The 18,398-nt window shown below is 46.0% G+C and carries 17 protein-coding genes; 10 read left to right on the forward strand and 7 right to left on the reverse strand.

The features are described 5' to 3' along the window. Positions 1-15 precede the first annotated feature (15 nt). Complete coding sequence (gene phnC, locus AC6I8U_RS20590; RefSeq protein WP_128649540.1) at positions 16-855, reverse strand: phosphonate ABC transporter ATP-binding protein; 840 nt, start codon at positions 853-855, stop codon at positions 16-18. A 287-nt stretch (positions 856-1,142) separates the two neighbouring features. Here phnC and AC6I8U_RS20595 point away from each other — a divergent pair, with 287 nt between their 5' ends. From AC6I8U_RS20595 to AC6I8U_RS20605, 3 genes are all read left to right on the forward strand, one after another. Next, positions 1,143-1,571, forward strand: a complete 429-nt coding sequence (locus AC6I8U_RS20595; protein WP_234497502.1) for a MarR family winged helix-turn-helix transcriptional regulator — start codon at positions 1,143-1,145, stop codon at positions 1,569-1,571. Positions 1,572-1,592: 21 nt separating this feature from the next. Next, a complete protein-coding gene (locus tag AC6I8U_RS20600) occupies positions 1,593-2,795 on the forward strand; it encodes a multidrug effflux MFS transporter (RefSeq protein WP_498019535.1) in 1,203 nt (400 codons plus the stop codon). Positions 2,796-2,896: 101 nt separating this feature from the next. Next, positions 2,897-3,883 carry a LacI family DNA-binding transcriptional regulator gene (locus AC6I8U_RS20605; RefSeq protein WP_498019536.1) on the forward strand — a complete coding sequence of 329 codons (987 nt, stop codon included), beginning with the start codon at positions 2,897-2,899 and terminating at the stop codon, positions 3,881-3,883. A 32-nt stretch (positions 3,884-3,915) separates the two neighbouring features. Here the strand turns inward: AC6I8U_RS20605 and AC6I8U_RS20610 are convergent, their stop codons facing one another. Both AC6I8U_RS20610 and AC6I8U_RS20615 read right to left on the reverse strand, forming a co-directional pair. After that, positions 3,916-5,403: a glycoside hydrolase family 32 protein gene (locus AC6I8U_RS20610; RefSeq protein ID WP_498019537.1), complete on the reverse strand. Its 1,488-nt coding sequence runs from the start codon at positions 5,401-5,403 to the stop codon at positions 3,916-3,918. 44 nt (positions 5,404-5,447) lie between these two features. After that, complete coding sequence (locus AC6I8U_RS20615) at positions 5,448-6,713, reverse strand: MFS transporter (RefSeq protein ID WP_498019538.1); 1,266 nt, start codon at positions 6,711-6,713, stop codon at positions 5,448-5,450. A 361-nt stretch (positions 6,714-7,074) separates the two neighbouring features. Between AC6I8U_RS20615 and AC6I8U_RS20620 the strand changes: the two genes are divergently transcribed. After that, the gene (locus tag AC6I8U_RS20620; RefSeq protein WP_498019539.1) at positions 7,075-7,737 is read left to right on the forward strand and encodes an NADPH-dependent FMN reductase; all 663 of its coding nucleotides are present in this window, start codon (positions 7,075-7,077) and stop codon (positions 7,735-7,737) included. A 24-nt stretch (positions 7,738-7,761) separates the two neighbouring features. On the opposite strand, the gene AC6I8U_RS20625 is transcribed toward AC6I8U_RS20620, so the two are convergent. Both AC6I8U_RS20625 and AC6I8U_RS20630 read right to left on the reverse strand, forming a co-directional pair. Beyond that, complete coding sequence (locus tag AC6I8U_RS20625; RefSeq protein ID WP_498019540.1) at positions 7,762-8,235, reverse strand: peptide-methionine (S)-S-oxide reductase; 474 nt, start codon at positions 8,233-8,235, stop codon at positions 7,762-7,764. 133 nt (positions 8,236-8,368) lie between these two features. Beyond that, positions 8,369-9,223, reverse strand: a complete 855-nt coding sequence (locus AC6I8U_RS20630; RefSeq protein WP_498019541.1) for an enoyl-CoA hydratase/isomerase family protein — start codon at positions 9,221-9,223, stop codon at positions 8,369-8,371. A gap of 210 nt (positions 9,224-9,433) precedes the next feature. Here AC6I8U_RS20630 and AC6I8U_RS20635 point away from each other — a divergent pair, with 210 nt between their 5' ends. Then, positions 9,434-10,339: a LysR family transcriptional regulator gene (locus AC6I8U_RS20635; protein WP_498019542.1), complete on the forward strand. Its 906-nt coding sequence runs from the start codon at positions 9,434-9,436 to the stop codon at positions 10,337-10,339. Between the two features lie 156 nt (positions 10,340-10,495). Further along, positions 10,496-11,014, forward strand: coding sequence for a phosphoribosyltransferase (locus tag AC6I8U_RS20640; protein WP_498019543.1), 519 nt, complete (start codon positions 10,496-10,498; stop codon positions 11,012-11,014). 265 nt (positions 11,015-11,279) lie between these two features. On the opposite strand, the gene AC6I8U_RS20645 is transcribed toward AC6I8U_RS20640, so the two are convergent. After that, entirely contained in the window at positions 11,280-12,401 is a 1,122-nt protein-coding gene (locus tag AC6I8U_RS20645; RefSeq protein WP_498016714.1) for an ISAs1 family transposase, read from the reverse strand. A 100-nt stretch (positions 12,402-12,501) separates the two neighbouring features. Here AC6I8U_RS20645 and AC6I8U_RS20650 point away from each other — a divergent pair, with 100 nt between their 5' ends. Then, on the forward strand, positions 12,502-13,491 hold the full coding sequence (locus AC6I8U_RS20650) for an IS630 family transposase (RefSeq protein WP_498019612.1): 990 nt from the start codon (positions 12,502-12,504) through the stop codon (positions 13,489-13,491). A 261-nt stretch (positions 13,492-13,752) separates the two neighbouring features. Then, positions 13,753-15,534 carry a sodium:solute symporter family transporter gene (locus tag AC6I8U_RS20655; RefSeq protein WP_498019544.1) on the forward strand — a complete coding sequence of 594 codons (1,782 nt, stop codon included), beginning with the start codon at positions 13,753-13,755 and terminating at the stop codon, positions 15,532-15,534. Between the two features lie 56 nt (positions 15,535-15,590). Here AC6I8U_RS20655 and AC6I8U_RS20660 read toward each other — a convergent pair whose 3' ends face one another. Further along, on the reverse strand, positions 15,591-16,454 hold the full coding sequence (locus AC6I8U_RS20660; RefSeq protein ID WP_498019545.1) for an SDR family oxidoreductase: 864 nt from the start codon (positions 16,452-16,454) through the stop codon (positions 15,591-15,593). 147 nt (positions 16,455-16,601) lie between these two features. On the opposite strand from AC6I8U_RS20660, the gene AC6I8U_RS20665 reads away from it, so the two are divergent. Both AC6I8U_RS20665 and AC6I8U_RS20670 read left to right on the forward strand, forming a co-directional pair. Next, positions 16,602-17,531 carry a LysR family transcriptional regulator gene (locus AC6I8U_RS20665; RefSeq protein ID WP_498019546.1) on the forward strand — a complete coding sequence of 310 codons (930 nt, stop codon included), beginning with the start codon at positions 16,602-16,604 and terminating at the stop codon, positions 17,529-17,531. An 86-nt stretch (positions 17,532-17,617) separates the two neighbouring features. After that, a complete protein-coding gene (locus AC6I8U_RS20670) occupies positions 17,618-18,382 on the forward strand; it encodes a hydratase (RefSeq protein ID WP_498019547.1) in 765 nt (254 codons plus the stop codon). Positions 18,383-18,398 lie beyond the last annotated feature (16 nt).

Genomic DNA, 18,398 nt, shown 5'->3' on the forward strand with positions numbered 1-18,398 from the left:
ACTTAGTTTTTTTGATTAACTGATCTGGTCGATTTCGTCGCCATAAAGACGATGCAAAACCTGATCATTGAGCCCAGAAGGGTGACCGTCGTAGATGACCTGCCCTTTGGCGAGACCAATAACACGAGTACAGTACTCCTGAACTAATTCGATAGAGTGAAGGTTGACCATTACCGCAACGCCATCACTGCTTACTTTTTGCAGTGCTTCCATAATTCGCACGGTGTTTTTCGGGTCTAAAGAGGCAACAGGCTCGTCAGCCAAAAGGATTTTCGGGTTTTGCATCATGGCGCGACAAATCGCGACACGTTGCTGCTGACCACCTGACAAATTCTCGGCACGTTGCAACGCGTACGGCAGCATATTCAGCCACTTAAGCAGCTGAATCGCTTGCGCTTTGTCTTTGTCACTGAAGACTTTTAACAATGACTTGAGTGTCGAGGTATGGCTTAGACGTCCGAGCAAAACATTCGAGATGACATCAAGACGAGGCACTAAGCAGAAATCTTGGAAAATCATTCCACAGTGGGTGCGCCACTCTCGAAGTTCTTTACGGTTCATCACCAACACATCATCGGTACTTTGGTCGCGATGCACGTTTAAGATATTTCCGCCTGTTGCGGGAATCGTACCGTTAAGTGTGTGAAGTAAGGTCGACTTACCAGCACCAGAACGACCGACTACAGCAACAAACTCGCCAGCACGTAGCTCAAAGCTGATGCCATCTAAAACCATCTTGCCTTGTTGATAGGCTTTCGTTAGCCCGTTGACTTCTAAAACTTTACGACCAAAGTCTTGCTGTAACTGTTCACTGTTGTCCGACACGAGGGACAACTCGGGTGCGCTTAATGCCATACCCTTTCTCCGAGTAGCTATTTACAAATTGAACAGCATTACATCGCAGTAATTTGACGGATTTTCGATGTTTTTATGACCAATTGATGAATCACGGGTCTCGACAATTGTTTAACCCGTCGAAAACAAATGCACGAAATCAATATATTAGCCCCTCAATCCCCTTCGCTCAGCCAAACACCAGTTACAGCAAACTTTTGCGAGAACTGAGAAGTATTAGTTGACTTAATCAACAATATCGATACCATTTGTTGACTAGATCAACTAATTCATCCATTGAATACACCATGACAGATTATCGAGCCATCAATCACGCGCTACGCGAGATAAGAATGAAAACCCGTGGAAAGATGATTGCGGAAGTGACAAGACAAAAAGTCGAGTTTTCTCCACTAGAACACAAAGCAATGTCTGACATTCGTGCTCTTGGCGGGGCCTCTCAACAAGCTTTAGTGGAATCTATGAATCGTGACAAAGCACAGATCGCCAGAATCATTGCAAGGCTGCATAGACAAGACTTGATCATTAAAGAAAGTAGCCCAAGCGATCGACGTTCGGTTCAGCTGACTCTGAGTGAGAAAGGGGAAAAACTGCTCAAACGACTCGACCAAGTTGAAATGGAAATGATGACAGAAATGCTCACGGGTTTTTCTGACGACGAAGCGGACACTCTCAAAGTGTTATTAGAACGCGTCAACAACAACCTGAGCTACTAACCCGGTTTATAGGAGAACAACTTGAAACAAACCCAACCCATCCTCGGGCAAAAAGGCACGCTATTTTTTCTCGTCATTATTAGTGCATTCCCGCCATTGACGATTGACCTCTATTTGCCAGCCTTGCCGACTATGGTGGACATCTTTGATACCACAGAATCCATGGTTAACCTGACGCTAAGCAGCTATTTCGTTACCTATGCGCTTGGTCTACTTTTCTGGGGACCGCTGAGTGAAAAGTTTGGGCGAAAACCCATATTACTGACCGGTATTGGCGGCTATATGCTAGCGAGCATTGCCTGTGCAATGTCCAATGATATCGAGCATCTTATTGCAGCTCGCGTCCTACAAGCATTTGCAGGTAGTGCCATTACCGTTGTCTCGACATCCGTAGTCAAAGACCTGTTTGACGGACGCGAGCGTGAGCGGATTATGGCCACCATCATGTCACTGGTTATCATTGCACCTATGGTCGCTCCCGTACTCGGTGCATTCTTGCTGCAAATTGCCTCGTGGCGCATGATGTTCATCACCCTTGCTGTCTTTGGTGCCTGCGCCTCGATCCTTGCATTTTGCTATAAAGAAACACTCGAGACTCGTTACACGGGCTCATTAGTCCGCTCCTGGACCCGCCTTGGTGTGGTGATTAGAAACCCTCGTTTTGTAATTCTATTGTGCATTTTCTCTATCGCACCAATGGCGCTCATGGGCTTTCTCGCAGCAGGCTCTTATATCTACATCAATGGCTTTGGTTTGACAGAGCAGCAGTTTAGCTACTTCTTCTCATTTAATGCCATTGTGGCGTCTTTTGGACCGACTATTTATATGAAGCTGTCTCGTCACATTGCTGTGCAGAACGTTATCTCTGGGTGCTTTGCAGTGTTAGTCGCGGTAGGCGTAATGACACTCACCTTTGGTGACACTTCGCCATGGGCATTCGCCTTGCTTGCCGCACCTGCAACACTCATGGTGATCATGATGCGCGTACCGGCAACCAACTTAATGCTCGATCAACAAGACAAAGACACTGGCTCTGCTGTCGCCCTGATTCAGTTCTTCGCCATGATCTGCGGGTCTATCGGAATGGTTCTTGTCTCAATCCGACCAGAGTCGTTAATTGCCAACTTAGGAATGATTCAGCTGTGTATCGGTATTGTGGGAGGCGTGTTGTGGCTCGTAGTACGAAACCGCACGTTTGTGACTGATAATCTAGTGAAAGCTTAGCGCTGAGGTCACAGTTATTGGCAGTTTGCCATGCCAAAGCATTTAACCGCAGCCCTAGAACTCGTTATACTCTAGGGCTCGCGTATTGAATAAAGAACCCAATGGCATCAATCAAAGACGTTTCAAAGCTAGCAGGTGTATCGTGGATGACGGTATCTCGTGCTATCAACTCTCCCGAGAAGGTCAAGCCCGATACCCTAAGACGTGTCAATGAGGCAATAAAGACCCTCAACTACACGCCTGATCACTCAGCCAAAAAAATGCGTGCGAAGGGAGTTCAAGGTTATCAAGACACAACCATAGGTGTACTAGCACTCGAAGTCGCCACGACACCATTCTCCGTCGGCATCAACCACTCTATTGAGCAAACTGCACTGGCACAAGGCTGGAACTCGCTGATTTTCAACACCTTTGACGCAGCCCCTAGCGATGAAACCGTGGACCGAATTCTATCTCACAAACCAACCGGAATTGTGTTTGCTACCATGGGTTTACGCGAAGTCGTGGTACCGGAACGCCTCAAAGAACTGCCACTGGTACTTGCCAACTGTTTTACAAAAGACTCAAGCATACCAAGTTATGTCCCCGACGATCAGTTAGGCCAATTCCATGGTATCCAACATCTACTTGCCAAGGGATATAAAAAGCCGCTGTTTATCATGCTCAACCAATCCCTACCCGCAGTGACATTACGTCAACAAGGAATTAAGCAAGCGGTACCCGATTTAGAAGCTTATCGCTGGCGCTATATGAATGACCCGTGCGACTACCACGACACCATCACCATTATTGACAATGCATTAGCTGAAAATTACGACTTTGATTGCATTGTCTGTGGAAATGACCGCGTTGCTTTGGTGGCATATATGCACCTGCACCGTATCGGAAAGGCGATACCAGAAGATGTCGCAATACTTGGGTATGACAACATGGACGAAATCGCTGATCTTTTCGTGCCAGGCTTAACCACCATAGAGTTGCCCCATCACGAGTTAGGTCGCCAAGCTGCGCTGCACATCATTGAGAAACGAAAAGAGACAGGTTTGATCAAGTTACCCTGTCCGTTAATTGAACGAGAATCCACATAAAGACAGGGAGCTTTGCTCCCTGTTTTTATCTCTTACTTCCAAATATCCTTTAGCTGCCAAACATCGAGAGCTTCTAGTTCCACCACTCCGTTCTCTGCAAACAGTTTGAAATCTAGACTCGATTCAGATGGATAAATACGACTTGTGATCACCTGCTCGCCCTCGTTCAAAAACACTTCTACCGAAGATCGATCTAGGAACAGGTGAATATCCACCGAGTTATTAGCGGTATCAATATCAATACTGCGCACACCTGTCACCGCTTCTCCCGATAACGTTCTATCAAGAAATGCACGCTTCGCCATTCGGTCATATCCCACTAATGTACGCTCAAATGGCACATCTCCGACACGCAGCATAAAGCCAAAGCGTTCTGCCGTCGCACCAGCAAGAGAAAAGCGCGCTTTGACTTCAAGCAAGTCACCGCGAATGCCAGTCTCTAACATTTGGCTATCTACTTTGCGAAGTGCGGATGTATCAAACTGCTCTACTCTCAGATCTTCAAGCTCTTTAACAGGTGTTTGCCAGATCTTGCCTTCTTCATCCAGCTTAAGCTCGCGTGGCAGTGTTAATGCACCACACCAGCCTCGAGCTTTGGTTGGCATCTCACTGTGCCACATATCCATCCACGCCATCGCCACCTTGCGACCATCCTCGGCATCGAACGTCTGACATGCATAGAAATCGTGACCGAAGTCTAGCTCAACAAATTTATCAAAGGTAAAGCGACCTCGCTCTTTGTCGAGGTCACCAACCATGTAACCGTTTTGATGGAAGTTCAGATTATTATAACCATCCGCTTCCATACCCATTGGCGAACAGATTAGAACGCGTTTGTCATCCAGAGCAAAGAAATCTGGACACTCCCACATGTAACCAATGCCCTCTTTCGCTTCTGCCATGACACCTTTGTAGTTCCAATGGCGCAGATCGTCAGACTGATAGTAACCAATCTGGCCTTGGTCTCCATCTTTCATGCCCACGACCATATGCCAGAGACCGTCTTCCTTCCATACCTTAGGGTCACGAAAGTGCACCATATCAGCTTTTGGTGCATCAGGAATTACAATGCCTTGCTTCTCAAAGTGAATACCATCCTCACTCGTCGCGAGACACTGAATCTGCTTCATTTTCGTGTCATCGCCCTCTTCACCCAGCCAAGAATGACCGGTATAAAGCAGCGCGAGCGTATCACCATCAGTTACAGCAGAGCCCGAGAAACAGGTGCCCTCGTCTCCTGGAGCTAATGCAACAGGCTGGTGCTCCCAATGCACCATGTCTGTTGAGGTCACATGGCCCCAGTGCATTGGTCCCCAATCTGATGAGTATGGGTGATGTTGGTAGAAGGCGTGGTACAGTCCATTGTGAAAGCAGAGTCCATTCGGATCATTAATCCACCCAGCAGGCGCAGCAATGTGAAAGCCTGGACGATGATGGCACTTCAACGTTGCCGATTCTGTCGCTAAGGTCTGATTCGCTTTAGTCGTATCATTGATCATGAAAAACTCCGAAATTTGCATAGACCCTCTCTCAATGAGAGAGGGGAAAATAAGAAAAGAATGAATTATGCGGTGGCTAGAGACTGGTCACCGGACTTCGACTGGGTGTTCTCGTCGTCATTCACTGACGGTACTTTGTCGCTGACCAGAGTGAAGATAGACACAGTGGCAAAGACAGCGACAACACAACCCAAGATGAGATACGTTTGTTGGAAGCCCATGACGTCGTACGACAAACCAACCATCGGAGACAAGATGCTGGTGAACACTTGAATCACAAATTGAAAGCCAAACAAGTACAAAGTCGAGGCTAGGCGAGTATCAAAGTTCTTACTGAAGTACTTGAATACTGCAATGAGAAGAATGGGTAGCTCAACCGCATGGAGAAGCTTCATCGCTGAGATACCGATTGGACCATCGACAAGTCCTGAACCAATAATACGGGTAGCCATGATAAAGCCCGCTATAACCAACGAGTTCTTGGCACCGACACGGTTTACAAAAAATGGCGCTAAGAACATACCGCCGGCTTCAAGGAACACCTGCAGAGAGTTTAAGTACCCAAACATACGGTTACCTTCTTCTACGGTCGGGAACTGCGAAGAGAAGTAGATAGCAAACTGTTGATCATACACACCGTAGATACAGGCACAGCCGAAGATGTACAGTGCAAAAGCGTGGAAGCGAGGCATTTTCACCAGCGCAAACAGGTCAGCGACTTTTACTGGGTTAGTTTCGACATCTTGCTGTGAAGAGGTGTCATCAAACTTAACCAGCATAATCATGATCGCAGCAATAACCGCAGATAGAGAGGCTAACCAGAAGTTGATATTGGGGTTGATGTTGATAAAAGTGCCAGCAAAAAAGGTCGCGAATGCCCAACCCAATGAACCCCACATACGTGCTTTACCAAACTCGTAGTTAGACACACGTCCAACGCGCTCTACATAGGTCTCTATAGCTCCGACACCAGCAAAGAAAGCAGCACCAAGATAAACAGCACCGGCTGCCGCACCCATGAAGATATTGGCTTGCAGTAATGGACCGTAGATAAAGATGATAAACGGACCAACAAACACAAGGAGTGCAGCAATGAACCACATCAAATGTTTTTTTAGACCAAGACGGTCCTGAATGTAGCCATAAAGCGGCTGCAAACACAGTGCGCCAATTGCGTTTAGCGAGTAAATGATGCCGGTGTTAGCACCATCCAGTCCCAGATGCTGACTCAGCCAAATTGGAAATAATGAAAACCAAAATGACCAAGTGACAAAGAAGAAAAACAGCGTGGCGCTGAGGAGTATAAAGTTTCTGTTCTTACCAAAATTCATGGCAACCTCTCGTAGGGCATCTAATAAGATTAGCTTCAACGTCTAATGCAGACAACAATGTTAACGTTAACTTTTGTATCCAAAAATAAAAGAGACCAGGCAATCTCTTCTCATGAAAGCTAAAATGTTAACGTTAACTTTGGTGGTAATTATCAACAGATGAGCCTCAAGAACAATGAGAAGCGATAGAATTTGTGATCATGTCCTGCACATTTATGGTTACCTCTCGTGTACTTCAAGAGAGCGGTCACAGTTTTTCGGTTACCGATCCTAGCCACTTATAAAAACCTGCTTTGAATGCCCTTGGTATCTGTATATGCTTTGGGTTAATTAATTTTGAAACTGCACGGAATCGGCAATAATGAAGTTCTTAGTCTTTCTTGGATCTGTTCGTGAGAGTACACCCCCTCGCCCTGCTCGGCTTGGTGCCAGAGTGAGTCTTGCCTGCGAATCACTTTTGAAAAGAGTCTATCCAAAACACGATGTAGAAATCATCGATCCGCTAGATCTCGACCTTGGTGGGATTTTTAAACCCGAGTTTGCCTATAGTCGCAAACAGGTTCCTGCCGATCTAAAACAGCTTGCCGACAAAATTGCTGAAGCCGATGGCTACGTGATGATCTCACCCGAATACAATCATTCTATGAGTCCTGCGTTAGCGCACCTTCTCAATCATTTCGGCAGTTCACTATTTTCTTACAAGCCAAGTGCTATCGTCACTTATTCTGCTGGTCAATGGGGCGGAGCCAGAGCCGCAGTCTCGATGCGAACTTTCCTCTCAGAGCTTGGCTGTCTGCCAGTTTCTTCGATGGTCCATATTCCAAATGCCGCCACTGTGTTTGAAGAGGAAGGCAGAGCAAACAGCGAGGAAGCTCAGAATGAGTGGGACAGCTATATGAATAGAACCATGGCTCAACTCGTATGGTGGGCGGAAGGGGCAAAACAGCAACGCGAAAGTCTAGACCCAAATACACTCATTCAGGCATTTCAGCGCGACCCATCACAAAGAAACGCGCCAAAGTAATTGGATAGCAAAAACGACGCGTGTCTATCGCTTATACTTGTGAAGTAGATTTTTGGGAATGTGGCAATAATCGTTGGGGCGCAGGGTCAATCGGTCTTGATGCTCTTCATCACTCTTGACGTAATTGCTAAGCGGCAGCACCTCAACCACGATTTTTTCTGCGTCTGGACGAGCCGCAATATACCGCTCAACAAGCTTTAAATGCTTAGGATTCACACTGTAAACTCCAGTGCGGTATTTCGTCCCTACATCTTCACCTTGTTTGTTAAGGCTATACGGGTCGATGATCTCAAAAAAGAAATCCATGAGCTGCTCAACAGAGACTTGCTCGGGGTCGAACTCGGTCAACACACACTCCGCATAGCCGTCGTACTCGGTTTTTGTATTGTCGGTTGTGCCATTGGCTCTGCCAGCTTGCGTGTTAATCACACCTGGCAAGTGACGCATAAACTCCTGCACTCCCCACAAGCATCCACCAGCAAAATAGATCTTTTCCATATATTCTGACACCTAGAACAATTCAATGAGTCCGTGTGAAGACAGGAAAGTATCACAGTTTTATTGGGGATGGGACAGCAAAAAGAGAAGGCAGACCACTCGGCTTGCCTGCTCTTTTTCTACCTTTCCAATTTTAGTCTTCATTTTTAATGTCTTGGATGTCGATGACCAATTTCTCCCAATTCTTCTGATTTTCAAGGTCGAACTGTGCCCCTTGCTCATCTGCCCAAGTAAAACGTTTGATCGCCGCCGTTTTACTCGTCGCTTGGTATAGCCAGTAAGCCTCAGCCTTAAGTGCATCATCGATGGGCTTATCAATAGATTCATAAACCGTCTGTTTACAAGCGTTAATGGATTCGGCTGGGAACTGAGCAATACGGCGCGCGAGATTTTCCACATACTCCCCAATTTCGTCCGGCTCTAACGCTTTGTTGATGGTGCCGTACGCTTCTGCCTCATCGGCATCAAAATCTCGGGCACTCAAGATAATCTCAAGCGCGCGCCCCAAGCCCACTTGGCGAGCCATACGTGAAGCACCGCCACCACAAGGTAAGATCCCCATTGCGACTTCCATCTGCATAAACTTGTATTTACCTCGCGCAGCAAACCTCATGTCACACGCCAGTGCGAACTCATGACCGCCGCCGCGAGCGAAGCCCTCAATTTTAGCAATGGTGACTTGAGGAAGCTTACTGATTCGCTCCAATACGGCTTGTAGATCCAAGAGCTTAGCTTCATCTCGTGGTACCGTATCCATTGACATATCGCGAAGCAAATTGGTGTCGTAATGACAAACCCAAATATCTGGATTCGCCGACTGGAACACCACGACTTTTACCTCTCTATCGCGTTCGAGGCGCAAAGCTAAGCTGCTCAAGTCAGCCAACATTTCTTGCCCTTGTACATTCACTGGCGGGTAATCAATCGTCACCCAAGCAATACCATTGTCGATCTCAACAGAAAATGTCGAGAAGTTTTTATATTCCATGGTCTATCCCTCTTATCCTGCTCCAACTGGTCAAGTGGCAACCTGTGAACGAGTTTGTGTTGGAGTCAGCAACAACTTTAGGAAGGAAACTCTCAAAGGATTAGGCCGCATTTCACGATTGAGAATTCGGCATTTTCGGGTAATTGTTGGACTATACTTTGCTTCTAAACCGTTAGGTCATTGCGTTCAAATACTTAGGAAACAAGGTCTATGGAAACAGAGAGTCTGCGACTGTTTATCAAGGTCGCGGAAGTGCTCAACATCAGCGCAGCCGGAAAATCGCTAGGGCTCGCCCCCGCGATTGCGAGCTCTCGCTTATCTAAGTTAGAAAACCAGATAGGCGCCGACTTGTTCCACCGCTCTACGCGAAAAATCACACTTTCTACTCAAGGCGAGCAGTTTCTACCGTATGCGAAAGAGATATTGAAGCAACACGACGCTGCTTTGAGTGTGATCGGTAAGGAACTGGATGAAGCGTCAGGGACCATTCGTTTTGCTGTCTCAAGCACGTTTGCTCAGCTCTATATCGTTCCTGTCTTGCCCGAATTTCTAGACCGATATCCGAATATCACTATCGATCTCAAACTGGGTGATCAAGAGTTAAACATCATCGACCACGGCATCGATCTCGCGCTAAGAAACAGCGCCGTCAAAGACAGCGGATTGCGCGCACGTAAGCTTGCGAATGATCGCCGCCTACTTTGCGCATCACCCGACTATCTGTCTCGAAAAGGGATGCCAGCAGAGCCACTCTCACTGGTCAATCATGACATCATCATGTTCAAGGACACCAAACCGAGAAAACTACACAGCGAATCGGACAGTAGTGCCACTTTCCCTCCCGATAGCAGCAAGATACGGCTTATTTGCGACGATGGCACCAGTATGCGAATTGCTACCGTTGCTGGGATTGGTATTTCTATGAATGCGTATTGGAGTGTATTCCATGAGCTAAAGACTGGAAAACTGGTGAGAGTTTTGCCTGACTACGAGGTAGAAGACAATACCTCCATTTGGCTCGTTTATCCTAAAGCGAACGCTCTGAGCCCAAAAGTGCGTCTGTTCATTGATTATCTTATCGACAAAATGGGCAACCCACCAATATGGGAGCGCTAATCATTCAGCAAGTATCACTGAATAGAGTTGAGAAGTACTCATCATTTCTCTGCTAAGCAAGTAACAACTCACTCGTCCGCTTCTATACCGAGTGCTAGGGTGTGGATAATCAAAGACATGCCGCATTTTTAAATCGCGGCTTAACGGAGAAAAACTATGCGTAATCGGCATTTAGGCGAGCTCGTTTTGAGTGAAGCGCAGATCCAAACTGGCACAAAGAAAGTCGCTGAGCTTATCAATCAACAGTTCGAAGAGGTCGTCGTCATCTCTGTCGTACCAGGCGGCATCTTATTCACTGCAGACCTAGTCAGACAGCTGGAAATAGAAGTTCGCATGGATACCATTTCATGCCCACACACACCCGGCGATCGAAACAATCAGTCCGAGATTGTTTATCACCAAAATATCGAGATTGAAGGCAAAGATGTTATCGTCATTGACGATGCCATTGAGTCTGGCGGTACCATGAAACGTCTGGTCGAGTATTTGTCGACTCACTATCAACCAAAAACGTTGTCGATTGCCACTTTGTTTGTGAAGCCAGGCAGAGTCGATATCCCTTTCCCTCAGCTTTACGCTTATGAAATGGAAAACGACGACCTACTCGTCGGTTACGGCTTACCTTGGCAAGATAAGCTGCGCAATGTGCCGTATGTCTCCAAACTCGTAAAATAACGTAATTCTAGACTAAGTTATTCATTTCATAATCCTTCAGTAAATATATTCTCATTTGATGAGAATATATTTACTTATAAAAGCTCGAATATAAATAGCAGTTTTACCCCTACAAAATCTTTTTATTTCGATGCAACTATACCCGTGATCATTGAAGACGCTTGATTTTTCCTGAATAGAGGATCATGCTAGCAACTATGAAAATTACTCTGACCAATGAACAAAAGCAGGAACTAAAAATCCAGCAGGGCGACCGCATGAGTGTCTAGTTTTTCGCCATTTGACTAAAACCAGCACTTAATACTGCCTCTAGCATGGACGTATTCATCATACATCGCTTTTGTTTCCCTACTATGCTTAGCTTGGTTGGCTCTTCTCGGAGCATGTTCAAGCTCATATGACGTAGACATGATAGGTTCTCTGCACCGTGCTCTTTGTATATCTGGCACGCATCTTCATTCATGGTGACATCAAGTACCCAGTGCATTGATTCTATGCCCCAATGTTCTCTGACTGCCATAGCTGCTTGCTCTGCACTAAGCTCTTTAGAGCTGATGTAATAACGGTACTCTAGGTCGACAGATTTACCTTTCTCTAGGCGAAAATTTTCAACCATTACAATGCTCTTCAAGCCTTTCCAGCGAGAGAAGTTACCTTCAAGTTCGGTACTGTCAAAAACATAGCATTGGCGAGACTCTATGCGGCCGTGTCCTTGCTCAAGAGAGATGTCATCAGCCATATTAACTCGCTGCGAAGAGAATGCCTTTTCGATTGCTTGTCGGAGTTTTCCTTGGTTGCTTTTTACAGCAAGCAAGTAGTCTCCACCTTGATTTACAATGGCTTTAGCAATCTTGGTTTGACAGGCCATAGCATCAATAGTTACTAGGGCTCCCTTGATATCGAGCATCTTTATCAGTTCAGGGATCGCTGTAATTTCATTGCTTTTTTGTTCAGTCTTTAGCTGTCCTAGTACGAGCTTGTTTGACGACGCATAGGCGCTGATCATATGAATGGTGCTGGTCCTGTCTTCACGATTATATGAGCCGCGAAGTGTTTTGCCGTCAATCGCAATCACTTGACCTTCGGTAAGAGTATGTATTGATGACATCCAGTTAACGAAGCACTCATGAAATTGCTCTGGCTCAACGGTAGAGATGATACGAGCAATAGTGTCATCCGCAGGAATGCCATTCAAAAACAAGTCATTACGCTTAAACCAATCATGATGACCCAGAATGTATTCACGAATATCAAACCAGCCTTTCGCGCCTGCAATTACCGCACATAGTGAGCCAAAAAGGACTTCAAACAGGCAATAAGTGACCTTTGCACCTTGGCGATGGTCGATAATCGTTTGAAAATGTTCTTTGAAGTGGTCAATGTGCATGATGCTCTCCCTTAAAAGGGAGTATATGATCACAGCTAAATGTGATCGTCAAATCGATCGTAATTTTGATTAAAAAACGTTCACGATCTCACCCTGAAAAATCCAGCACAGCACAACGCGTGACGGACGAGTTCGTGACCGTATAAAAGCGGTTATTCATGCGAGTAATGGTTGGTGCCCCGAAGAAATTGCAGACGCACTTCTTATTCATGAATCCACTGTTCGACAACATATCAAAGATTACCTAGAGTCGAACAAGCTCAAGCCTGAAAATGGCGGTTCACAAAGCTATCTATCGGCTCGGCAAACCCAAGAGTTGGTTCAGCATCTAACTGAAAATACATACCACCATTCGTCCGAGATTATTGCGTACGTGTTTGAAAGGTTTCAGATTCACTATAGTGTTCCTGGCATGAACAAATGGCTTCATCACAATGGTTTCAGCTACAAGCAGCCGAAAGGCGTTCCACATAAGTTCGATGAGGAAAAACAGCAAGCGTTCATAGAGGCTTATGAAGCACTGAAAGCAAGCTGTGGCGAGGATGAATCGATAGTGTTTATCGATGCCGTTCACCCCACACTGTCAACCAAACTCTCCCATGGTTGGATACGTACAGGTCAAAGTAAAGTTCTGGACACAACAGGTAATCGTAGCCGATTGAACATTGTTGGTGCTCTGAACCTATCAGATATTGGAGCGACCATTGTTAGCGAATACGACAGCATTAACAGTGAAAACATGGTTCGATTTTTCTGCAAACTCAGAGAGAGCTACCCGCTAAATCACAAGCTCCATGTCATCTTAGATGGAGCTGGATATCACCGCAGTGATTTAGTCAGAGATGCGGCATTTGTCCTTAATATTGAACTGCATTATCTCCCACCTTACAGCCCGAATCTTAACCCAATAGAGCGGCTTTGGAAGGTTATGAACGAGAAGTCAAGGAATAACGTTTACTTCAAAAGTAAACGGGATTTCAAGGAAGCCATTACCCAATTCTTTACGGTGACTCTTCCAGAGATTGCAGGCTCGCTGACGTCTCGAATCAATGATAATTTTCAGGTGTTCAAGCCTGCATCTTCAAGTTGATTGGGTATAAACTTTCTTTCCATAACGACAAATTTCTCTTATAAACAATATCAAACCACTGAATTAAATAATCATAAGCATATGTTTTATAAAGATTAAATTCCAACTTTTCATATACTTTAATTTTCACCATTCACTTATCGTCAATATTAAATTTTCTATATTTTTTTATACCATCACACAATTAAAATATAATACTACAATTAAAAGTAACTCTAGATATGATGTCGACATATATCAACGAACGTGAGATTACCCAAGATGGAACTCAATACTTTTATTGTCGGCATCTACTTTCTTTTTCTAATCGCTATCGGTTGGATGTTCCGCACATTTACCTGCACAACCAGTGACTACTTCCGCGGGGGCGGTAACATGCTTTGGTGGATGGTAGGTGCTACCGCATTCATGACCCAGTTCAGTGCTTGGACATTTACCGGGGCAGCGGGCAAAGCATATTCAGATGGCTTTGCTGTTGCGATCATCTTCGTCGCAAACGCATTTGGTTATCTGATGAACTACTTGTACTTCGCCCCTAAGTTTCGCCAACTGCGCGTTGTTACACCAATCGATGCGATTCGCATGCGCTTTGGCTCCAAAAACGAGCAAGTTTTCACATGGTCTTCAATGCCGAACAGCGTTATCTCAGCTGGTATCTGGTTAAATGGTCTAGCGATCATTGCTTCGGGTATCTTCGGGTTTGATATGACGACAACGATTGTTTTAACCGGTCTCGTTGTACTTGTCATGTCGGTAAGTGGCGGATCTTGGGCGGTTATCGCTTCTGACTTCATGCAGATGGTTATCATCATGGCTGTAACCATTACCTGTGCTGTCGTCGCGGTGATTCATGGCGGCGGGGTTGGTGAAATTATCGATAACTTCCCAGTACAAGAAGGAGCATCGTTTGTTTCTGGTAACAACTTAAACTATCTAGGCATCTTTAGTATCTGGGCATTCTGTATCTTCCTGAAACAGTTCAGTATCACTAACAACATGCTCAACTCGTACCGTTACCTAGCAGCAAAAGACTCGAAAAACGCTAAAAAAGCGGCGCTACTAGCGTGTGTGTTGATGACCATGGGTCCGGTTATTTGGTTTATGCCTTCTTGGTTTATTGCCGGACAAGGCGTTGATCTTGCGGCTCAATACCCTGATGCAGGTAAAAAAGCAGGTGACTTTGCCTACCTATACTTCGTAGAAAAATACATGCCTGTTGGTATGGTGGGTCTACTTATCGCGGCCATGTTCGCTGCGACCATGTCTTCGATGGACTCGGGCCTAAACCGCAACTCGGGCATCTTTGTGATGAACTTCTACCAGCCTATCTTGCGCCCTAATGCGACAGAAAGAGAGCTAATGTTTGTCTCTAAAGCAACATCAACCGTATTTGGCTTAGTCATCATTTTGATTGCGCTGTTCATCAACTCTCTAAAAGGATTAAGCCTGTTCGATACCATGATGTACGTGGGCGCATTAATCAGCTTCCCGATGACCATCCCTGCATTCTGCGGTTTCTTCGTTAAGAAAACGCCTGACTGGGCTGGCTGGGGCACGCTATTGGTTGGTGCCATTGTCTCTTACATTGTTGGCTTTATGATTACCGCTGATCACATCGAAGCCTGGTTTGGTCTAAATGAGCTAACAAAACGTGAGTGGGCAGACGCAAAAGTCGCTATAGGCTTGGTCGCACACATGGTAATTACAGCAGGGTTCTTCTGTCTGACTACATTGTTCTACAAACCGCTTGAAGAACAGCGTCAAAAAGATGTCGATAAGTTCTTCAACAACTTGGCAACTCCACTAGTCAGCGACTCCACAGAGCAGAAAAAGCTGGATAACAAACAGCGTAAAATGCTGGGCTCATTGATTGCGGTATCAGGTATCGGCGTTATCGCAATGTTTGCCTTGCCAAACCCACTTTGGGGACGAATGACCTTTGTGTTGTGTGGTGCCATCGTGCTGGGTGTGGGCTTACTACTCGTCAAAGCTGTCGATGACTCAGTGGAAGAAAAAGTCGTGAAAACAGCAACAAACAACTAATATCGACAAGGTATCACTGTTAAACGAGGAAGGAGAGCCGAGGCTCTCCTTCTTGATTATTTTTCGACCACCACTGCAAACTCTTCTGCAAACGCTCTAAACGTTCTTGGCTTGTTGCCAGTCACTCGCTCCACCGTATCGGTAACCGATGCGTAGTGTCCCTCTCCAAACCAAGCCATAATTTCTGCGAGTTTCTTAGCTGTCCAGTTGTCCATACCCGCCTCTTTCATTGCCGACTCAGCCGCCTCTTGAGGCACTGCGATATAGTCAATCTGCTTGCCAGAAACTTCAGTCAAGATCGCCGCCTGTTCAGCAAAGGTCAGCGCTTCTGGACCGGAAATAAGGTAGGTTTGATTTTCGTGCCCAGATTGCGTCAATGCAGTGACAATAACCGCAGCGACATCGCGAATATCAATAACACTCTGCTTCGCTTGTGCCAAAGGTAAGAAAAACTGCCCCATTGCATTGATCGTTGGCAGGCTGCCATACAGATTCTGGAAAAACGAGTTTGGCTGAACAATGGTATAAGCAATACCTGACGCTTTGACGATATCATCTGTTAAAACGTGGGTACGGATAATCTCAGAGCCAGCATCTGCTTTCGCTCCCATACCAGATAGCTTAACAATAAGTTCAACACCCGCTGCTTTTGCGGCTGCTACCGTGTTCTCAATCCACTGCTGGTTGCTAGGGTGAGCAGGCATCGCCACATAGATCTTCTTCACTCCCTCTAGAGCCTGAGTCATTGTCTCAACATCATCGTAGTTGCTGACGCGAACTTGGTTGGGGTTAAGGTCCAGCTTATTTGCGGCGTCCGCGCTGCGTGCCATGATACCGAAATCGGCGCCCGCCTCTTTTAGCTGTTTAACCACTTCTGAGCCCGTGTTACCTGTTGCGCCTAGTACTAAAATTTCCATCATCAACCCCTTGGTTCTTGTGTCAGTTTTACCCGTTGAGCAGCTCGCTGCCTTGGTATGGATTTACTATAACTAAGCCCATAAATATTGATTAGAGGGTTAAAATGAACTTTACTATCCCTTATTTGGGATAATAAGAGTCGTACTGAAATGAAAGAACTTTCTGCGCTGCCTTTGTTCGCTAAAGTTGTGGAACTGAAAAGCTTTGCTGAGGCTGCAAGACAATTAAATGTCCCCACGACGACGGTCAGTCGAAAGATTCAGCAGCTCGAACACGACCTTGGTGGGAAGTTACTGAACCGCTCAACCCGCTCACTGTCACTAACAGAACTCGGTACACAGGTGCTACCCAAGGCTCAACTGATTGCCGATACCGTCACTGAGCTCTATAGCGATGCCGAAGAGATGGCAAATCAGCCCATTGGCACTTTAACGATTTCGGCACCAAAGGCGCTAAGCCAGGATTTGCTCGCGCCAATGCTAGCGGAGTTTCGCGCTCTTTACCCGACCATTCGAATTAATCTTGCGTCCTCGAACCGCTTTCAGGATCTGACTAAGCAAAGTATCGACTTTGCGTTTCGACTTGGTCCGCTTCATGACTCAAACCTTGTCGCGCTGACACTCTCTCCAGTGAAATACGTGCTCGCGGCGTCAAAATCATTCTGCGCTAAATACGGAAAGCCCTCCCACCCTATCGATCTTTATCAGTTACCTTGTATTCGCAATCATGTCGAAGGTTACTTTCTTCCTTGGCGGTTTACCTTTAACGGAGAGGAAGTAGAAATCAACAATCAGTCCGATATCGTTTCAGATGATTTCAACGTAGCGAAAGCACTCATGCTAAACAATGCTGGCATCTGCTATCTACCGTACTCTCTGCTACGTGATGAGCTACTAAGCAAGGACGTAGAAATTCTGCTTGAACCCTGGGTTCCGCAAGACAGAACCATGCAGCTAGTCTACCCGGACAAACGCCACCTGCCGCTTAAATCTCTGTTGTTTATTGAGTTTATAAGAACAAAGCGTGCGGACTTCAGAGAAAAGCTGTCAGGTGTTTCCCAAATAGCTACCGACGAGTGATGGGCGTCTCATTCAGCGTTCTCTCTAGCTATTTATTTTTGTGAAAATCAGCTATCATCATTTCAAACTTATATAGGTGATATAATATGACAAATACTTTCAAGCAAGCAGCCTCTGAGCTGCTAAGTCGCCGTGTGGCGGGTACTAAAGCACCACGTCTTGATGAGAAACAACGCCCGAAAACACTCGACGATGCACTGCAAATCCAATCTTCAATGATTGATATCCACAGTGACAAAGTGGGTGGTTGGAAGTGTCTGCTTCCTTTAGCAGATGATAAGTTCGTCGTAGCGCCGATCTTTGCTGGTAGTGTACAGACTGGCGAAGTGTGTGAGCTGTTTGCTGACAACAACGTCGCACGTGTTGAGCCAGAGATCGCATTCGTACTGAACAAAGCCCTACCGGCTAACCCTGAAGGCTACAGTGAAGAGCAGATCAACGACGCGATTGGCTCTTGCCACATGGCGCTAGAGTTGATGCAGTCACGTTTTGCTGACGACAGCGGCGCTGAATTCTATGAGAAGCTGGCTGACTGTCTAGTCAACCAAGGTCTGTTCATCGGTCCTGAGCTCCCTCGCGAAAAAGCGTTTGATGCAGCAAGTATCAATATTGCAGTTTCTCAAGGCGACGATGTACAAACCTTCGCGGGTGAGCATCCAAACAAACTTGCACAAACGCCAATCTACTGGCTGATCAACACAATGACACGTCGTGGCGTTGACTTCCAAGCTGGCGAAGCGATCATCACCGGCTCTTACTGTGGCATTGTTGAAGTGGCATTCGATAAGCCAACCACGATTCAGTACGAAGGCTTTGGTGAATACCAAGTCACCTTTAAGGCGAAAGGTTAAGCCTTAACTCGTTTAA

This window comes from Vibrio sp. KUL80 (genome assembly GCF_059725495.1).